Source organism: Paenibacillus sp. S28, assembly GCF_016624415.1.
Lineage (GTDB): Bacteria > Bacillota > Bacilli > Paenibacillales > Paenibacillaceae > Paenibacillus_AQ > Paenibacillus_AQ favisporus.
The window spans coordinates 20,189-36,844 of sequence record NZ_JACVTM010000024.1; the positions used below are offsets into that span (position 1 = coordinate 20,189).

General features: G+C 50.8%; 11 protein-coding genes and 1 riboswitch. Of the genes, 10 read left to right on the plus strand and 1 reads right to left on the minus strand.

The genetic code is table 11. The features are described from left to right. The first annotated feature begins 585 nt into the window (after positions 1 to 585). The 4 genes from IAE55_RS31135 (at position 586) to IAE55_RS31150 (ending at position 6,259) form a co-directional block, all read left to right on the plus strand. Positions 586 to 2,052 (plus strand): MFS transporter, encoded by a 1,467-nt coding sequence (locus IAE55_RS31135; protein ID WP_200634778.1) that lies wholly within the window; start codon positions 586 to 588, stop codon positions 2,050 to 2,052. A 61-nt stretch (positions 2,053 to 2,113) separates the two neighbouring features. Then, complete coding sequence (locus tag IAE55_RS31140; protein WP_200634779.1) at positions 2,114 to 3,742, plus strand: glycoside hydrolase family 43 protein; 1,629 nt, start codon at positions 2,114 to 2,116, stop codon at positions 3,740 to 3,742. A gap of 113 nt (positions 3,743 to 3,855) precedes the next feature. Further along, positions 3,856 to 5,022 (plus strand): ROK family transcriptional regulator, encoded by a 1,167-nt coding sequence (locus IAE55_RS31145; RefSeq protein WP_105441843.1) that lies wholly within the window; start codon positions 3,856 to 3,858, stop codon positions 5,020 to 5,022. Positions 5,023 to 5,251: 229 nt separating this feature from the next. Continuing rightward, positions 5,252 to 6,259: an HRDC domain-containing protein gene (locus IAE55_RS31150; protein ID WP_145160294.1), complete on the plus strand. Its 1,008-nt coding sequence runs from the start codon at positions 5,252 to 5,254 to the stop codon at positions 6,257 to 6,259. 125 nt (positions 6,260 to 6,384) lie between these two features. Here IAE55_RS31150 and corA read toward each other — a convergent pair whose 3' ends face one another. Then, a complete protein-coding gene (gene corA / locus IAE55_RS31155; RefSeq protein ID WP_105441841.1) occupies positions 6,385 to 7,320 on the minus strand; it encodes a magnesium/cobalt transporter CorA in 936 nt (311 codons plus the stop codon). Between the two features lie 424 nt (positions 7,321 to 7,744). After that, positions 7,745 to 7,871: riboswitch (SAM riboswitch) on the plus strand. A 122-nt stretch (positions 7,872 to 7,993) separates the two neighbouring features. Here corA and metA point away from each other — a divergent pair. The 6 genes from metA to thrS all read left to right on the plus strand — a co-directional run bounded on the left by metA (position 7,994) and on the right by thrS (position 16,271). Continuing rightward, positions 7,994 to 8,929 (plus strand): homoserine O-acetyltransferase MetA, encoded by a 936-nt coding sequence (gene metA, locus IAE55_RS31160; protein ID WP_145025454.1) that lies wholly within the window; start codon positions 7,994 to 7,996, stop codon positions 8,927 to 8,929. A gap of 24 nt (positions 8,930 to 8,953) precedes the next feature. Beyond that, positions 8,954 to 10,138 (plus strand): PLP-dependent transferase, encoded by a 1,185-nt coding sequence (locus IAE55_RS31165; protein WP_076170649.1) that lies wholly within the window; start codon positions 8,954 to 8,956, stop codon positions 10,136 to 10,138. After that, positions 10,135 to 11,316 (plus strand): aminotransferase class I/II-fold pyridoxal phosphate-dependent enzyme, encoded by a 1,182-nt coding sequence (locus tag IAE55_RS31170; RefSeq protein WP_200634780.1) that lies wholly within the window; start codon positions 10,135 to 10,137, stop codon positions 11,314 to 11,316. Before IAE55_RS31165 ends, IAE55_RS31170 begins: the two co-directional genes overlap by 4 nt. Before the next feature lie 187 nt (positions 11,317 to 11,503). After that, the gene (mqnC, locus tag IAE55_RS31175) at positions 11,504 to 12,637 is read left to right on the plus strand and encodes a cyclic dehypoxanthinyl futalosine synthase (RefSeq protein WP_089545734.1); all 1,134 of its coding nucleotides are present in this window, start codon (positions 11,504 to 11,506) and stop codon (positions 12,635 to 12,637) included. A gap of 383 nt (positions 12,638 to 13,020) precedes the next feature. Next, a complete protein-coding gene (locus tag IAE55_RS31180) occupies positions 13,021 to 13,920 on the plus strand; it encodes a putative sporulation protein YtxC (RefSeq protein WP_200634781.1) in 900 nt (299 codons plus the stop codon). 410 nt (positions 13,921 to 14,330) lie between these two features. Beyond that, positions 14,331 to 16,271: a threonine--tRNA ligase gene (gene thrS, locus IAE55_RS31185; protein ID WP_145946908.1), complete on the plus strand. Its 1,941-nt coding sequence runs from the start codon at positions 14,331 to 14,333 to the stop codon at positions 16,269 to 16,271. Positions 16,272 to 16,656: the final 385 nt, after the last annotated feature.

Here is a 16,656-nt window from a genome sequence, read left to right on the forward strand (position 1 = left end):
GAATAGCGGGCTTTCATGTGATGGCTTGCATCAAAAAAAAGGAAAGAGGGCTGAATAGCCCTCTTTTTTCGCATGTATGATATTAAGATTCATCCCTGAATCATTTCGGCCATCGTCGTTCATGGAGCGATCGCATTGACCCGTATGCCTTCGCGCCGTATTCAATCGCAGCCGTTTGCCAAAAATTGGTCCGAGGGTTTTTTTACCTAGTGGAAGAATAACAGAAATTACAAGTTTGAGACCCGTAATTGTAAATAATTACGGTTTTTTTTTATGTTTCCTGAACGGATACAGATGGGTGAAACTGGACGCGTTATGTCTAAATCATGAAGTTGATAATTGATAATTATTATGTTAAATTTATATTGGTTAGTTTGATGGACGAACTAATATCGGTTTTCAAAAGTAAACCCAGGGGAAAAAATAATGAGCCGGATGATTTGTGAAAATGTAAGGGCTTTTATTTGGTTTCGTATAATTTTTCCCCTACGAATTGAGAAGATTAACTTGAGTTTAGAAGTTTAGTGAAGTGAAAAGCAGATCTAATGTGTTGGTAAAATTTACATCTTAGAAGGAGTTTTCATCATGAGTGATAACACAAATGAAGTTCAGCAAAATGAGTATCACAAGCTTAGTCTTGCTGAACGTCTTGGCTATGGTTTTGGAGACTTTGCTCAAAACCTTGTCTTTGGTACAGTTGGAGGCTTCCTTGCCCTCTATATGACGACGGTCAATGCTATGGGTACAGCAACAGCAGGTTTTATCTTCGCCATAGTCCGGATCATCAATGTTATCTGGGATCCAATGGTCGGTACCTTTGTCGATAAACGCACATCAAAAGCAGGCAAATATCGTCCTTGGCTACTTCGTGCAGGCATTCCGCTCGTTATTTTGGCTGCGCTGCTGTTTGCGCCGATTCCTGGGATTCGCGACTCTGTGCCCTATGCCTTCATCACTTATCTCTTGCTTGACCTGGTTTATTCCGTCGTCAATATTCCTTACGGTTCGTTGAACGCTTCATTGACCCGCGATCCTAAATCTGTTGACCAAATCACAACGACGCGTATGATGCTTGCAAACGGTGCCAATCTTCTTGTCTATACATTGTTCCCGATGTTTGTTCAAATGGCTGCACCTAAGGACCGCGAACTCAAAGACACCGGTTTGTTTGGGCTAAAACTTCATATGGGAACTTATACGGACCCTTCTGCAGGTCATGCTTGGTTTGGTGTTTATGCCGTTTATATGGTTATTGGGGCCATTGCGCTGTTCCTTTGCTACAAGCTGACGAAAGAACGCGTTGTCGCCAATGCTGAACAATCGGCACATGTTAAAGTCTCCGATTTCTTTGTTGAATTTAAGAATAATAAGCCATTGGTTATTTTGGGAATATTCTTCATGTTGGCATTTACATTTATGTTCTTCATGAATACGGTTAACGGATACTTTAACCAATACACAGTCGACCACTCGGAGTGGATGGGTGCTGTGGGGCTGATTGCCTCCATACCTGGTATCGCTTTTGCAGCATTCTGGCCAAAACTTAAGAAAATATTCGGTAAAAAGGGCTTCTTCTATTTCTTCCTCGGTATGTTTGTGGTCGGCGAAATACTGACTTGGGTCTGGAGTCTTGACGGTATGCACGATCAACTTTGGTTGGCTTATGTTTCGACTTTCATCAAACAGTGGGGTTTGACTTCGGCGACTGGTTTCATGTGGGCCCTTGTTCCTGAAGTGGTTTCATATGGCGAATTGAAGTCGGGTAAACGTAATGCGGCTATTATCAACGCGATTATGGGGCTGTTCTTCAAGATTGGCTTCACGATTGGCGGTGCTGTTCCACTGTGGTTCCTTGCTGCTTATGGATTTGACGAACATGCCCATCACCAAACCGCTCTTGCCATTTCAGGAATTAATATAACTGCTATTTGGATACCTGCTGCTCTTGCTGTTGTTTCTATGATTGTGATGAAGCTCTATCCACTGTCTGATAAGGACGTTGACAGCATCAACAAACAACTTGACGAAAAACGCGCTGAAATGAAAGCGTAAAAGGTGATTTTGAACACGATTTCACGAAATGATAAATTGAATAGATCAGGGGGATACTTGTATGCAAATCGAAAATCCGGTATTAAAGGGGTTCAATCCGGACCCGTCCATCGTAAGGGTTGACGATACGTACTATATTGCAAGCTCGACGTTTGAATGGTTTCCGGGCGTGCAGATTCATGAATCGAAGGATTTGGTGAATTGGAGGCTGATTACCCACCCGCTCTCCACGAGAACGCTGTTGGATATGAAAGGGAACAAGGATTCGGCGGGCATTTGGGCACCGGATCTGTCCTATGCTGACGGAAAGTTTTGGCTTGTTTATACCGACGTGAAAGTGACGGAGGGCGCCTTCAAGGACATGACTAATTACTTGACGACCGCCGAAAGCATTGAAGGTCCTTGGAGCGACCCGATTAAGCTGAACGGTGTAGGGTTTGACGCCTCGCTATTCCATGACGACAACGGAAAAAAATACCTGGTCCAAATGGAATGGGATCATCGAGAGTATCGCCATCCGTTTAACGGCATAAAGCTAGCGGAATACTCGGTTGAGCAGCAAAGACTGCTTCCGGAGACGGCAAAAATCATTTATAAAGGGACCGACGTTAAGCTGGTGGAAGGCCCTCATATTTATAAATTATTTGGGTATTATTATTTGTTTTGCGCGGAAGGCGGTACGGTTTATACCCACCAAGAGGTGGTTGCCCGTTCGACAGAACTGTTCGGCTCCTACGAAACGCAGCCTGGCGACGTATTCCTGACGGCGTTTGATTCCCCTGACGGGGAGCTGCAAAAATGCGGGCACGGCTCATTGGTGGACACGCCGTCGGGCGAATGGTATTTCGCGCATTTGACGGGACGCCCATGGCACCGCGAGACGGAATCGATCCGCGATCCGCGCGGCTGGTGCACGCTGGGAAGAGAAACGGCGATTCAAAAAGTGGAGTGGAACGAGGAAAAATGGCCGTATATCGTAGGAGGCAAGCAGGGAAGCCGGTTTGTCGAAGCTCCTAAAGGCTGCACGGAAACGAAGTATGCGCCGACCTATCCGGAAACGGATCATTTTGATTCCGCGGCATTAAATATCAATTTTAGTACGCTGCGCGTTCCGTTTGATGAGCAGATGGGTTCTCTGACGGAAAAGCCGGGGAACCTGCGCTTGTTCGGCAAAGGTTCCTTAACGAATGAACACGAGCAGTCGCTTGTCGCAAGACGCTGGCAGTCCTTTTATTTCGACGCTCAGACGGCAGTTGCGTATTCGCCTTACACCTTCCAGCAGATGGCCGGACTCGTGAACTATTACAATACGGGACATTGGTCGATGATCCATGTGACATGGAACGAAATCAATGGACGAGTTATTGAAGTGACGCAAAATGACCGTGGCGTTCTGACGAGCTTTCTGAAGGATAAAGCCGTTAAAGTTCCCGAACATGCGGAATACGTGCATTTTAAAGTGAAGGTCCGGAAAGAAACGTATACCTACGCCTATTCCTTCGACGGCGAGCAGTGGACGGATATCGACGTAACGCTGGATGCCGCGATTTTGTCCGACGATTACGTGGTACAGTCCTACGGCGGCTTCTTTACGGGAGCGTTTGTCGGGATGGCTAATGTTGATTATTCCGGTTATGATTTGCCGGCTGATTTCGATTATTTTATGTATAAAGAGCTTGAAAATAAATAATTATGATCCCAGAAAGAGCTGGAAGAATATGACTTCCGGCTCTTTCTTAGTAGTAATGTGAATTAATATGCTATACTTCTAAGTACGATAACATTTGAAAGGGATTACAACAAATGATTATGAAAACTGATCAGGATGTTATGAGAGAAAATAACAAAAAGTTGGTATTAAAAGCTCTATTTAATACTGATCAGACGTCTAGAAGTTCAATAGCCGAACAAATCAATCTTCAAAAATCCACGGTTTCTTCTATTGTACGTGAGCTTCAAGACCAAGGTTTGATTGAAGAGCTAGGCACAGGAGAAGCATCCAACATTGGCGGGCGTCGGCCCAATTTAATACGCTTAAATCGTAAGTTTGGGTTTGTATTGGCGTTTGATATGGGCGTAAATTATTTAAAATATTCCGTCAATTATATTAATGGCGAGCTTATTCATCATGTGTCCTTAAAATTATATACGAACAAAGTAAAAGAGATTTTTGCATTGATGAAAAATGTGATTTTGAATTTGGAAAAGTATGATACGATCAACGGATTGGTCGGAATCTCCATTTCGCTTCACGCACCGGTATTGGACAATCAGATCCTGTATAGTCCTTTCCTGGACTTTCAATCCTTAAATTTAGTCGATGCGTTGAAGGAACTGATCGACGTTCCCGTTATCATCGAGAATGAGGCCAATCTCACGGCGATTTATATCCGGGATTTTTACCGTCATAGCGAGGATATTCAATTCGATAACATTCTGGCCTTAAACATTCATAACGGAATAGGCGTAGGAACGATTATCGAGAGACGCCTGTATAAAGGCTTAAACGGATTGTCCGGCGAAATAGGACGATCCATTATCATGTCGGAAAATAAAAAAATTTGGCGTTTAGAAGAGATCTATTCCGAAAAAGCGGTTCTTGACCGGATCGGCAAATTGAAAAACAGACCAGGATTTACGTTAGAGGATTTTATTCTTTTAATGGAGATAAAGGATGAACAAATTGCGGCTATCATGGAGGAATGGGTCATAGCCATTGCACAAATCACTTATAATTTAATCCAATACAGCGCTCCGGATGCTGTGTTTCTTTCCTCGCGATTTATCGCCTTTTTCCCATGTCTACTAGACGAGATTATTAAAGAATATTCTTCTCTTGATCCGCTTGGGTCCACGCAAATTATTTCGCTTGACCATCATATTCATGAATTAACGCTCTTTGGCGGAGTTGCCTTGGTTTCCAGAAAAATTCTCGGATTGGAATCGTATGATTTATTTTTTACCAAGTAATCCGGGCATTTACGATGAACCGGAATGAAATGTTTTTGGCATAAGTCTCATCTGTAATCATCCCATTTGAATCCAATTTGGCGAATAACCCATTGACCATTTTACATAATATGGTATGATCAACTATAACAGCACATCTGCACGAATGGGGAAGCACCTCTCTTAACTCAAGAGAGGTGCTTTTTTGCGTTGTGCTGATTACCCTACGTGGATGGAGGAATTGGTGAACATGCAAATCGTTTTTATGAACCGGCTTGTGAAGGATGCGGGAAGCGAGGGAGAAAAGCTCGCGCAGGTATGGATCGGCGAAGAGGAGGGAACCTGGCATCTCGGATGGAGGGATCTGGAGATGACTGGGGAAGCCATGGATACCGCTTGGTATGAAGGCGGATCCTGGAATGAGATGCTGTACATTTACAGACACGGCCTGGCGGTCAAGCTCGGCGAAGGATTCCGCCCGTTGATCGACGGCACGTTCCATGAGGAAGAGGAGCTGAAGGGCCGCAGCCATGCTGTACAGAAGCTGTACTGCTACAGCGAACTGCACAACAACGAGGAGCTGTACGCCGAACTCACCGCTTGGCGGAGAAGGAAGGCGGCCAGCGAACGCAAGGCTCCTTATTTTATCGCCAGCAACCGGGTGCTCCGTCTGATCAGCGCCTTTGTGCCGCATACCATCGAAGAGCTGCTGCAGCTTCCGGGCGTCGGGGAGAGCAAGGCGTCGGAGTACGGAGCCGATCTGATCGAGATTGCGGGAACGGTGCAGCGCAGCCACGAATTTCCGCTGGATTGGGTGAATGACGCCCTGGACGACCAGTCATATCTATCGTGGACCTACAAGCAGAAGGAGCATAAGTACAAGCAGGACCTGGATAAATACCGTACCCGGCGCACCATGCTGAAGGGAATTTATGAGGGGATGAACCTGCAGCAGCTGGAACAGGAATGCGGTCTGCCGCGCAGAGATTTGGTGGAGGCGCTGGAGCAGCTGGAGAAGGAAGGGTATGATACCGAGCGGCTGATCCAAAGCGAGCTGGAGGAGGTGCCGAACGAGGAGCAGGAGCGGGTGTGGGCCGCGTTGGAGGAGCTGGGCGATGCGCTCTTGAAGCCGGTGCTGCTGCAAGTATACGGAGAGGATGCCGCCGCCGGAAGCGGTATGGAGCAGCGTTATGAGCGGATCCGTCTGATCCGCATCCGGTTCCGCCGGCAGCCCGGCAGCCGCAGAAGCGTGGGGTGAACGGGGGGCTTCCCCGCCGGAGTTACGGATGGTGACCATGCAAAAAGGACGAAGGCTCTAACCGCATGCGGCCGTCTCCTTCGTCCTGTTTTCCAATGAATGATGATGGGGTGATGCGCTGACTTTCAAATCCAGTCTTTTTTCTTGAAAATGACAACCATGCCGAGACCAAGGACGAGCATGATGCCGAGGATCATGAAATAACCGTATTTCCAATGAATTTCCGGAATGTTATCGAAGTTCATGCCATAGATTCCTGTAATGATCGTCAATGGCATGAAGATCACGGTCATGGCCGTAAACACTCTCATGATCTCGTTCGCGCGGTTGGCGATACTTGACTGGTAGGCCTCGCGCAAGTTGCTCATCAGATCGCGGTACGTGTCGAATGTTTCGGAAATTTTGACCGCATTTTCGTAAATGTCGCTGAAATATTTTTGCAGCTGATCGTCAATCAGCCGGAGGTCTTTTTTATTTAACGTATTGATGACATCCTTTTGCGGACCCAGCACTTTTTTCAGCCACAGAATCTCGCTTCGCAGACCGATAATTTCGTTCAAATGGGACTTTTTCGTGTGCATGAGAATGTCTTCTTCGAGCTTCTCGATTTTGGCTTCGATCCGGTCGCCGACCACAAAGTAGTTGTCAACCACGAGGTCGATCAACAGGTACAGAAAACGGTCCGGTCCGCTGACTTCCTGTTCCCACAGGATCGGCTTCAACGACCGCAGCTCGTTGATTTTCTGTTTCGTCACCGTAATGATGAAGTGTCTTCCGAGGAAAACGTTCAGTGCGCGCAGAAAAATCTCCTCGTCGTCAAACCGGATGCTGTTGACCACGATAAAATAGTGGTTTTCGTAAATTTCGATCTTCGGGCGCTGCTCCTCGTCGCTGAGACAGTCTTCAACCGCCAGATCATGCAGCGAAAACAGCGGCTGCAGCTCCGCGAGGTCGTCGACGTCGGCGTCGATCCAGTAAAAGCCGGCCAAAGGGGGGGTTAGTACAGTTTGCAGGTCATCGATTGGAGTAAATACTCCTTCGTTTACCAACCGGATTTTCATATGACTTCACTCCTTGCTCAAGATGTTTGAGCATAGAAAAGAAATCAGCGCTGCCGGTCAGCGGGATTTGGGGGAGTACTGAATAAACGTACGGGCATGAAAACGAAAACTTCCCTCTGCCGGCAAGCTGATCTCAGGTCTATGCAGTTGTGTTTTCCATGCATTCAGCTTCGGGCTCGGGTCGCCTTCCATCTTTCATGTCACCTCAGTCATATCGGGGTATGAAACACTTGTCTAGTATAACGCCGGGTTTTATTCCTTTCAAGAACAAAATGGCGGCCGGCAGGTCCCGATAACAGGGTATGGAAGCGACCTTCGATCGGTGCACGAAATGCTGCCGAAAATGACAAATCCGCGTCTTGACGAAGGATGGGCTTATGATTTAAAGTAAGGAACAAGACAATGAAAAATTGAATACAGCGAAATCTTATCAAGAGCAGGTGGAGGGACTAGCCCGATGAAACCCGGCAACCGGCGGTATTTACGCACGGTGCTAATTCTTGCAGGAGCATGGCAGCGGCCTTTAGGCGTTGTCTCCTGACAGATGAGAGAGGCGCGGTAATGAGCGTGTAATGACCTTTCTCTTTTGTGTGGGAAAGGTCATTTTTGTATACTCGGCTTCTTCTCAAGCTACGATTTTCGCGGTCTTCAGAAAAAAGGAGAGATGATAACGATGCCGATCAAGATTCCCGACACTTTACCGGCGAAAGAAGTTCTTACCCGGGAAAATATTTTCGTCATGGACGATACCAAAGCGTATCACCAGGACATCCGTCCGCTGCGCATCGCGATTCTCAATCTGATGCCGACCAAGGAAACGACAGAAACCCAGCTTCTCCGCCTGCTTGGGAACTCGCCGCTGCAGGTCGACATTGTGCTGCTTCATCCCGGCTCCCATATTTCCAAGAACACGCCTTCGGAGCACCTGAAGTCGTTCTACAAAACGTTCGATGAAGTGAAGCACCGCCGTTTTGACGGTATGATTATCACCGGCGCGCCGGTCGAAAAAATGGATTTTGAAGACGTGAACTATTGGGATGAGCTCCGCGAGATTATGGACTGGACCAAAACGAACGTCACTTCGACGATGCATATCTGTTGGGCCTCCCAGGCCGGATTGTTCCACCACTACGGCATTCCGAAGTGGGACCTGAAGGAGAAATGCTTCGGCGTATTCCCGCACCGGGTGATGAAGAACAACGTGAAGCTTCTCCGCGGCTTCGACGATGTATTCTATGTACCGCACTCCCGCCACACCGAGGTGCGGCGCGAGGATATCGAGCATGTGGAGGAGCTGGAGATTCTCTCGGAGTCAGAGGAAGCCGGCATTCATATGGTAGCAAGCAAAGACGGCAAGCAGATCTTTGTGGCAGGCCACTCCGAATACGATCCGGACTCGCTGAAATGGGAGTATGAGCGCGATATCGCGAAAGGCATGGACATGAAAATTCCAGTTAACTACTACCCGAACGACGATCCGAATCAGGCTCCGCTCGCCATCTGGCGCTCGCATGCCAACTTATTATTCGCAAATTGGCTGAATTACTATGTATATCAGGAGACTCCTTATGATATCGGGGAGAGTCTTGAAGTCTGGCCGCAAATTTAGTCGACCCTACAGGAGGATACGCACATGGAAAAGGAACCATGGAAAATTGAAAGCAGATTGGCCCAAATCGGCTCCGTCGAAGAACCTGTGACCGGAGCGGTAAACTTCCCGATTTATCAGGCAACCGCCTTCCGCCATCCGAAGCTTGGGCAAAGCACCGGTTTTGATTACGCCCGGACCGCCAGCCCGACCCGCAAAGTGCTCGAAGCCGCGGCAGCGAAACTGGAATCTGGGGACGCCGGCTTTGCCTGCAGCTCAGGCATGGCTGCGCTGCAAACCATCTTCACCCTGTTCAGCCAGGGCGATCACCTGATCGTTTCGCTGGACCTTTACGGTGGTACATACCGCCTGCTGGAAAGAATCCTTTCCAAATACGGGGTTACCGCAACGTATGTCGACACCAACAATCTGGACGAGCTGGAACAGTCCAGACGCCCGAACACGAAAGCGGTGTTTATCGAGACCCCGACGAATCCGCTCATGATGATTACGGACATCGAAGCCGTCTCCAATTGGGCGCACCGCCACGGCTTGCTGTCCATCGTGGACAATACGCTCCTCACGCCGTTCTTCCAGCGTCCGATCGAGCTCGGCGCGGATATCGTCGTGCACAGCGCGACCAAATATTTGGGCGGACATAACGATGTCCTTGCAGGCCTGATCGTGACCAAAGGCAAAGAGCTGTCCGAGGAAATAGCGTTTCTGCACAATTCCATCGGGGCGGTGCTCGGGCCGACGGATTCCTATCAGCTCATGAAAGGAATGAAGACGCTGGCCCTGCGGATGGAGCGCCATGAAAGCAACGCAACAGCGATGGCCAAGTACCTCCAGACACATCCGGCGGTTGCCGAAGTATTCTATCCGGCGCTTCCGGACCATCCCGGACATGACATCCAAAGCCGGCAGTCCCGGGGGAATACGGGGATCTTCTCCTTTAAAGTGAAGGACGCCCGTTACGTAGAGCCCGTGCTTCGCCACATCCAGCTGATCGCCTTTGCGGAAAGCCTTGGCGGCGTCGAGTCGCTGATGACCTACCCGGCCGTTCAGACGCATGCCGATATACCGGAAGAAATCCGCAAAGCCGTCGGCGTCGACGACCGCCTGCTCCGTTTCTCTGTAGGCATCGAGCATATCGATGATCTGATTGCGGATCTGGGCGGCGCATTGGATGCCGCAATCAAGGAAGTGGAAGGGAGCAGCCAAGGATGAGTGATTTGGGCAAAGGACATCAGGACAATGGCAAGCAGGAGCGGAAATTCGCGACCAAGCTGCTCCATTTCGGCTCGGAAATCGATGGTGCGACGGGAGCCTCCAGCGTGCCAATCTATCAGGCGTCTACGTTCCACCATGCAGATATCTTCAATCCGCCGGTGCATGATTACAGCCGTTCAGGCAATCCGACGCGCCAGGCGCTGGAAGACTATATCGCCCTGCTTGAAGGCGGAGTGCGCGGGTTCGCCTATTCGTCGGGCATGGCGGCCATTTCGAGCACGTTTATGCTTCTGTCGGCCGGCGACCACATGATCGTGACCGAGGACGTATACGGCGGAACCTACCGCCTGCTTACGAGCATTTTGAACCGGCACGGCATTGAGAGCACTTTCGTCGACATGACCGACCTGGATCAGGTGAAGGCTGCGCTGAAACCGAACACCAAGGCCGTATATATGGAAACCCCGTCGAATCCGACGCTGAAAATTACCGATATCGAAGCTGTCACCAAGTGGGCCAAGGAGCATGATCTGCTCACCATGGTCGATAACACGTTTATGACGCCGTATTACCAGCGTCCCATCGAGGTGGGTGTGGATATCGTACTGCACAGCGCCACGAAGTTCCTTGGCGGACACAGCGATGTGTTGGCCGGTCTGGCCGTCGCCCGTACCGAGGAAATCGGCCGCCAGCTGAAGCAGCTGCAGAACGGCCTGGGAACGGTGCTGGGCGTGCAGGAGAGCTGGCTGCTGATGCGGGGCATGAAAACATTGCAGGCACGCATGAAGCACAGCGAAGAGAGCGCGGCCGTACTGGCCGCTTGGCTCAAAGGGCGCCAGGATATTACACAGGTCTTTTACCCGGGGCTCATCGATCATCCCGGCAGAGAAATTCACGAGAAGCAGTCCACCGGTTACGGGGCCGTCGTCTCGTTTGACGTGGGCTCCGGCGAGCGGGCCAAGCAGGTGCTGAACCGCGCGCAGATCCCGCTCGTGGCCGTCAGCCTGGGCGCAGTGGAGAGCATTCTGTCCTATCCGGCGATGATGTCCCATGCGGCAATGCCGGCAGAGGTTCGGCTGGAGCGCGGCATTACTGACGGACTGCTCCGCTTCTCGGTCGGCCTCGAGGACGTCGACGATCTGATCGCCGATCTGGATCAGGCGCTTCAAGGTTAAATCATCAAGCAGGCACCGCTTCCGGCGGTGCCTTTCCTCCGTCCAGCCCGCGACGTCCGCGTCAGCCCACGTTCGGCCAACGGATTCTATGAATTTCGTTTGCCCTGTGCGCCAATTGTGTTAAGATGGTATTGGTCATGTTTTAATTTATGTTACAAAATTCACATATGATAGGAGGCTGCCAAATATGAGTGCGGTTGACCGTATCCTGGATAAAGCACTGCGGGGCGAACGCCTGAATTTGGAAGACAGCGTGACATTGTTCGAAAGCAACGAAGTGGAGAAAATGGGTCATGCTGCCGATATCATGATGAAGAGGGTTCATCCCGATCCAATTACGACTTTCGTCATCGGACGGAACGTCAATTATACAAACGTGTGCGATACATACTGCACATTTTGCGCATTTTACCGTGTCCCTGGGCACAAAGAAGGGTATACCTTGCCGGACGAAGTCATTTTCCAAAAAATCAAGGAAACCGAAGACGTCGGCGGCACGGAAATTCTAATGCAGGGCGGAACGAACCCGTACCTGCCGTTCGATTACTATACGAACCTGCTGAAGGGCATCAAGCAGCGGTTCCCGAACATCACGATGCACTCCTTCTCGCCGGCGGAAATCCGCAAAATGGTGGAAGTGTCGGGACTGTCTCTGGAACAAGTCATGCGCGAGCTGAAAGCAGCGGGACTGGATTCCCTGCCGGGCGGCGGCGCCGAAATCCTCGACGACCGGATCCGCTCCAAGATCAGCCGGCATAAAGGAACCTGGCGCGACTGGATGGACGTCATGCAGATGGCGCACAAAATCGGCATGAACACGACGGCCACGATGGTCATCGGCTTCGGTGAATCGATGGAAGAGCGCGCCCTGCACATGCTGCGTATCCGCGACGCGCAGGACGAATGCATCGCAAACGGCTACGACTCCAAAGGCTTCCTCGCCTTTATTCCGTTCACGTTCCAGCCGGACAATACGGGCTTGAAGCGGGAACGCGAAACGCCGGAAGCGTATTTGAAGACGGTGGCGATCGGCCGCCTGGTGCTGGACAACGTGCCGAATTTGCAGTCCTCCTGGGTCACGATGGGACCGGAAGTCGGCAAATTGTCGCTCAGCTACGGCTGCAACGACTTCGGCAGCACCATGATGGAAGAGAACGTCGTGTCCTCCGCCGGTGCGGTGCACAAGGTTAACATCACTTCCATCCTGCAGCTGATCCGCGAAGCAGGTAAAATCCCGGCGCAGCGGAACACGAGATACGAAACGCTTCGCGTCTTTGAAGAAGGTTCCCAGGTGGAACGCGACTTCGTCATGCAGAACTAGAACGGATCTCATATATTTCTTGATACGACCGGCCGCCTTGCTTATGCGAGGCGGTTTTTTGTTGTTGTACAAAAGACCAAGGGTACGTACCCCTGCCGGGCAATGCACTGCTCGTAAAGGTCAAGGCTGTGGGCCGGCTGGCTTGACAACCCATCGATTTCAGATATGAATAGGGGCCTCTTCCTTTGTTGTTCAAAGGGGGAGGCCCTTTATTATTTCCCGGCAAAAGGCACCTTTTTTATTCAGCGGAAACGCCCGTTTACCAAGCATTTCATGTCGATTTTAACTGAGAAATGTTAGCCTGTTTTCCATCGATCCCTCCCGTATATCCCCCCGGCTAAAACATATACTTTGTAAGAAGGAATTTGAAAGGAGTGTTCTCCATGGAACTGTTCAGCATAGCAGCCCGAACCTTTAGTCCGCGGGAAGCGGAGGAATATAAGCGCATGGTTTCGGAAGCGAACCAGGTTTTACATAACAAGTACAAATCACTCGCAATCAGCTGTACGGTCCATGAGGATATGATGCTGTGGAGCTGCCGGGAGGACGATCCGCGATTCTTTAAGGAGCATCATCTGCAGCAGGTGTACGCCGCTGCCGCCAAGACGGTGGCCCATTACATTTTGCAGGAAAAAGAGCAGCGGCTGATCGAGAAGATTCTGGCTGATGATTTCGATTTTCCCGATCCGGAGGAAAAAGAGCAAATTTTGAAGCACTGCCGGATGAGCCTGGAAAAAAGCTCCGAAGGGGGCTCATGGTCCCGCCGTTACGATATGCTCGTTCGCGGCATCAAGCAGTGCCTGAGCGAACGGCCGCTGCTCCATGTCGACGGATTTCTGACCTTTCGTGCCGCTGCTTACATTAAAGAGCTGAAGGAAGTAGTGGAGTACGCGGTGGATGAGTTTTTGATGGACCGGCAGTATGAGGAGTTTGTCAGCATTCTGAAATACTTCGTCTATTTCCAGCAGCCGCAGGTGCCGATCGCCCATGTCATTCATAAGGGAGGTCAGGATTTGCTCGTGCTGGACGGCGATTTAAGGCCGCTCGAGTACCGTCATGACGAAGGCGTTGTGGTGGAGCGTCTGGACCAGCAGGACCTGCAAATGGAGGATACGGTCGTCACGACGCTGATTTCCGTGTCCCCTGCCAAAATCGTCATTCATACGCGGGAACCGCATATGACCGTCGTTCGCACGCTGATGCAGATTTTCGATGAGCGGGTGGAAATTTGCCGTTACTGCCCGGATTGCCACGCCTATTTCCGCGAAACAGGGAAGATATAGCTTGACTCGCCGCTGGACAGGGATTTATAATTACACATAATTCGATAAAAGCGTCGACAGAGACATGGACCTGAAGATACGGACGGTCAGAGAGAGGGAACTTGGCTGAAATTTCCTCACGAATTCCGGCTTCGGTCTACCCCTCTACAGCTGCGGTTTGGAACCTGTTTACCCGGATTCTTGATCAGTCGGGGAAGCTCAGTATAAGCCGCCGGGTCATTCCGTTATCTGATGCTGAAGGACAGCAATCTCGTATTCACTTGGAACAGGGAATATGGAGGGCTGTCGAAGTTGGGTGGAACCACGGGTACAAACACTCGTCCCTTGTATAGGGATGGGTGTTTTTTTGCGTTGCCTGTACGATTTTGAAAAGGGCGGCTGTCCGCCGAAATGCCAAGGAGGAATACAACGTGTCAGTAAGCATTAAACTGCCAGACGGCTCGGTTCGCGAATATGCGGACGGAAGCACCATTGAAGACGTCGCCGCTTCGATCAGCAGCGGCCTGAAGAAAAATGCGGCCGCAGGGAAATTGAACGGTATCGTGGTCGATTTGTCCACCCCGCTCGTGGAAGGAGCCGCGGTGGAAATCGTTACGCTCGATTCGCCGGAAGGCCTCGAAGTGATGCGCCACAGTACGGCGCACTTGACGGCCCAAGCCGTGAAGCGCCTGTTCGGGGCCAAAGAGGTCAAGCTCGGCGTCGGACCTGTCATCGAGGACGGATACTACTACGACATGGATCTGGAGCATCCGCTCAATCCGGAAGATCTGCAGAAGATCGAAAAGGAAATGGAGCGTATCGTAGGCGAAAACCTGCCGATCGTCCGCAAGGAAGTCAGCCGCAAGGAGGCGTTGGACATTTTCGGCGAGCTCGGGGATCCCTACAAGCTCGAACTGATCAACGCGCTGCCTGAGGACAGTGTCATTACCATTTATGAGCAAGGCGAATTTTTCGACCTGTGCCGCGGACCGCATTTGCCTTCCACCGGCAAGATCAAGGTGTTCAAGCTGATGAGCGTGGCCGGTGCCTACTGGCGCGGTGACAGCAAGAACAAGATGCTGCAGCGGGTCTACGGAACCGCTTTTGTCAAGAAAGCGCAGCTGGATGAGCATCTTCACTTCCTCGAGGAAGCCAAGAAGCGCGACCACCGTAAGCTCGGTAAAGAGCTCGAAATCTTCACGTTCTCCCAGCTGGTGGGACAAGGCCTGCCGATGTGGCTGCCGAAAGGCGCCAAGCTGCGCCGCACCCTCGAGCGCTACATCGTGGATCTTGAGGAAAGCCTGGGGTACCAGCATGTCTACACGCCGGTTCTCGGTAACGTAGAGCTGTACAAGACCTCCGGCCACTGGGAGCATTACCAAGAGGACATGTTCCCTAAGATGGAGCTCGACAACGAAGAGCTGGTGCTCCGTCCGATGAACTGTCCGCACCATATGATGGTGTACAAGAGCGAAATGCACAGCTACCGCGATCTGCCGATCCGGATCGCCGAGCTTGGCATGCAGCATCGTTACGAGATGTCCGGGGCACTGACAGGATTGCACCGCGTACGCGCGATGACGCTGAACGATTCCCACATTTTCTGCCGTCCAGATCAGATCAAGGAAGAATTCCTGCGTGTTATTCAGCTGATCACGAAGGTGTATGAAGACTTCGGCATCCACGATTTCCGTTTCCGCTTGTCTTATCGCGATCCGGAGGATACCGAGAAGTACTTCCCGAACGATGCCATGTGGGAAATGTCCCAGCGCATGCTGCGCGAGGTTGTGGAAGAGACAGGCATCCCGTTCTTCGAGGCCGAAGGCGAAGCCGCTTTCTACGGTCCGAAGCTCGACGTGCAGATCCGCACCGCCCTTGGCAAGGAAGAAACGCTGTCTACCGTCCAGCTGGACTTCCTGCTGCCTGAACGTTTCGAACTGGAATACGTAGGCGACGACGGGCAGAAGCACCGTCCGGTGGTCATCCACCGCGGCATTCTGGGCACGATGGAACGCTTTACGGCCTTCCTGCTGGAGAATTTCGCGGGCAACCTTCCGCTGTGGCTGTCTCCGGTGCAGGTCAAGGTCATTCCGGTCTCCATCGCATTCGAAGGCTATGCCAAGGAAGTGGCTGAGAAGCTGAAGCTTCAGGGCGTATCCGTGGAAGCGGACGTGCGCAATGAGAAGCTCGGCTATAAAATCCGCGAAGGCCAGCTTGAGAAAGTACCGTACATGTTCATCGTCGGCGATAACGAAATGAACGCGGGAACCGTGTCGATCCGCAAACGCGGCGAAGGCGACATCGGGGCCAAAACCGTGGATGAGGCGATTTCGCTGCTCCGTGAACAAATCGCCAAACGCGAAATTTTCTAAGACACAAACTCGTGTAAAACGATAACTTGATAAGCTTGCACAATCCTCTGCAAAGTGAGACGACTTCACTTTTACATGTATAAACGCCGGAACATATGGACATCCTCGCAAGTAAAGGGGGAGGATTTTATATGAACAAGGTGAAAACATGGCAGAGGATTTTGTGTTGTATGTTTCTGTTTGGCATGCTTGCAGGGGCGCCCAAGATGTATGCGGCATCCTTCTCGCTGCTGGAGAGTGACGGGGTTACGGGGAATGGAAGTGCAAAGAGTCCGATGCTGGCGGCTAATGACTATTATCAAAAGCCGTTAAAATATGCAACGAAGCCGGAAATGTTTCAGGTGATTGATTTGAAAAAGCGGGCGGAACAGAACGTATTTAAGCA

Bases quoted from the DNA above. Each gene is read 5' to 3' on its own strand.
- IAE55_RS31145 (WP_105441843.1), top strand. From the start codon at position 3,856: ATGATTATGAAAACTGATCAGGATGTTATGAGAGAAAATAACAAAAAG.
- corA (WP_105441841.1), bottom strand. From the start codon at position 7,320: ATGAAAATCCGGTTGGTAAACGAAGGAGTATTTACTCCAATCGATGAC.
- IAE55_RS31170 (WP_200634780.1), top strand. From the start codon at position 10,135: ATGAGTGATTTGGGCAAAGGACATCAGGACAATGGCAAGCAGGAGCGG.
- IAE55_RS31135 (WP_200634778.1), top strand. From the start codon at position 586: ATGAGTGATAACACAAATGAAGTTCAGCAAAATGAGTATCACAAGCTT.
- IAE55_RS31140 (WP_200634779.1), top strand. From the start codon at position 2,114: ATGCAAATCGAAAATCCGGTATTAAAGGGGTTCAATCCGGACCCGTCC.
- metA (WP_145025454.1), top strand. From the start codon at position 7,994: ATGCCGATCAAGATTCCCGACACTTTACCGGCGAAAGAAGTTCTTACC.
- IAE55_RS31165 (WP_076170649.1), top strand. From the start codon at position 8,954: ATGGAAAAGGAACCATGGAAAATTGAAAGCAGATTGGCCCAAATCGGC.
- mqnC (WP_089545734.1), top strand. From the start codon at position 11,504: ATGAGTGCGGTTGACCGTATCCTGGATAAAGCACTGCGGGGCGAACGC.
- IAE55_RS31180 (WP_200634781.1), top strand. From the start codon at position 13,021: ATGGAACTGTTCAGCATAGCAGCCCGAACCTTTAGTCCGCGGGAAGCG.
- IAE55_RS31150 (WP_145160294.1), top strand. From the start codon at position 5,252: ATGCAAATCGTTTTTATGAACCGGCTTGTGAAGGATGCGGGAAGCGAG.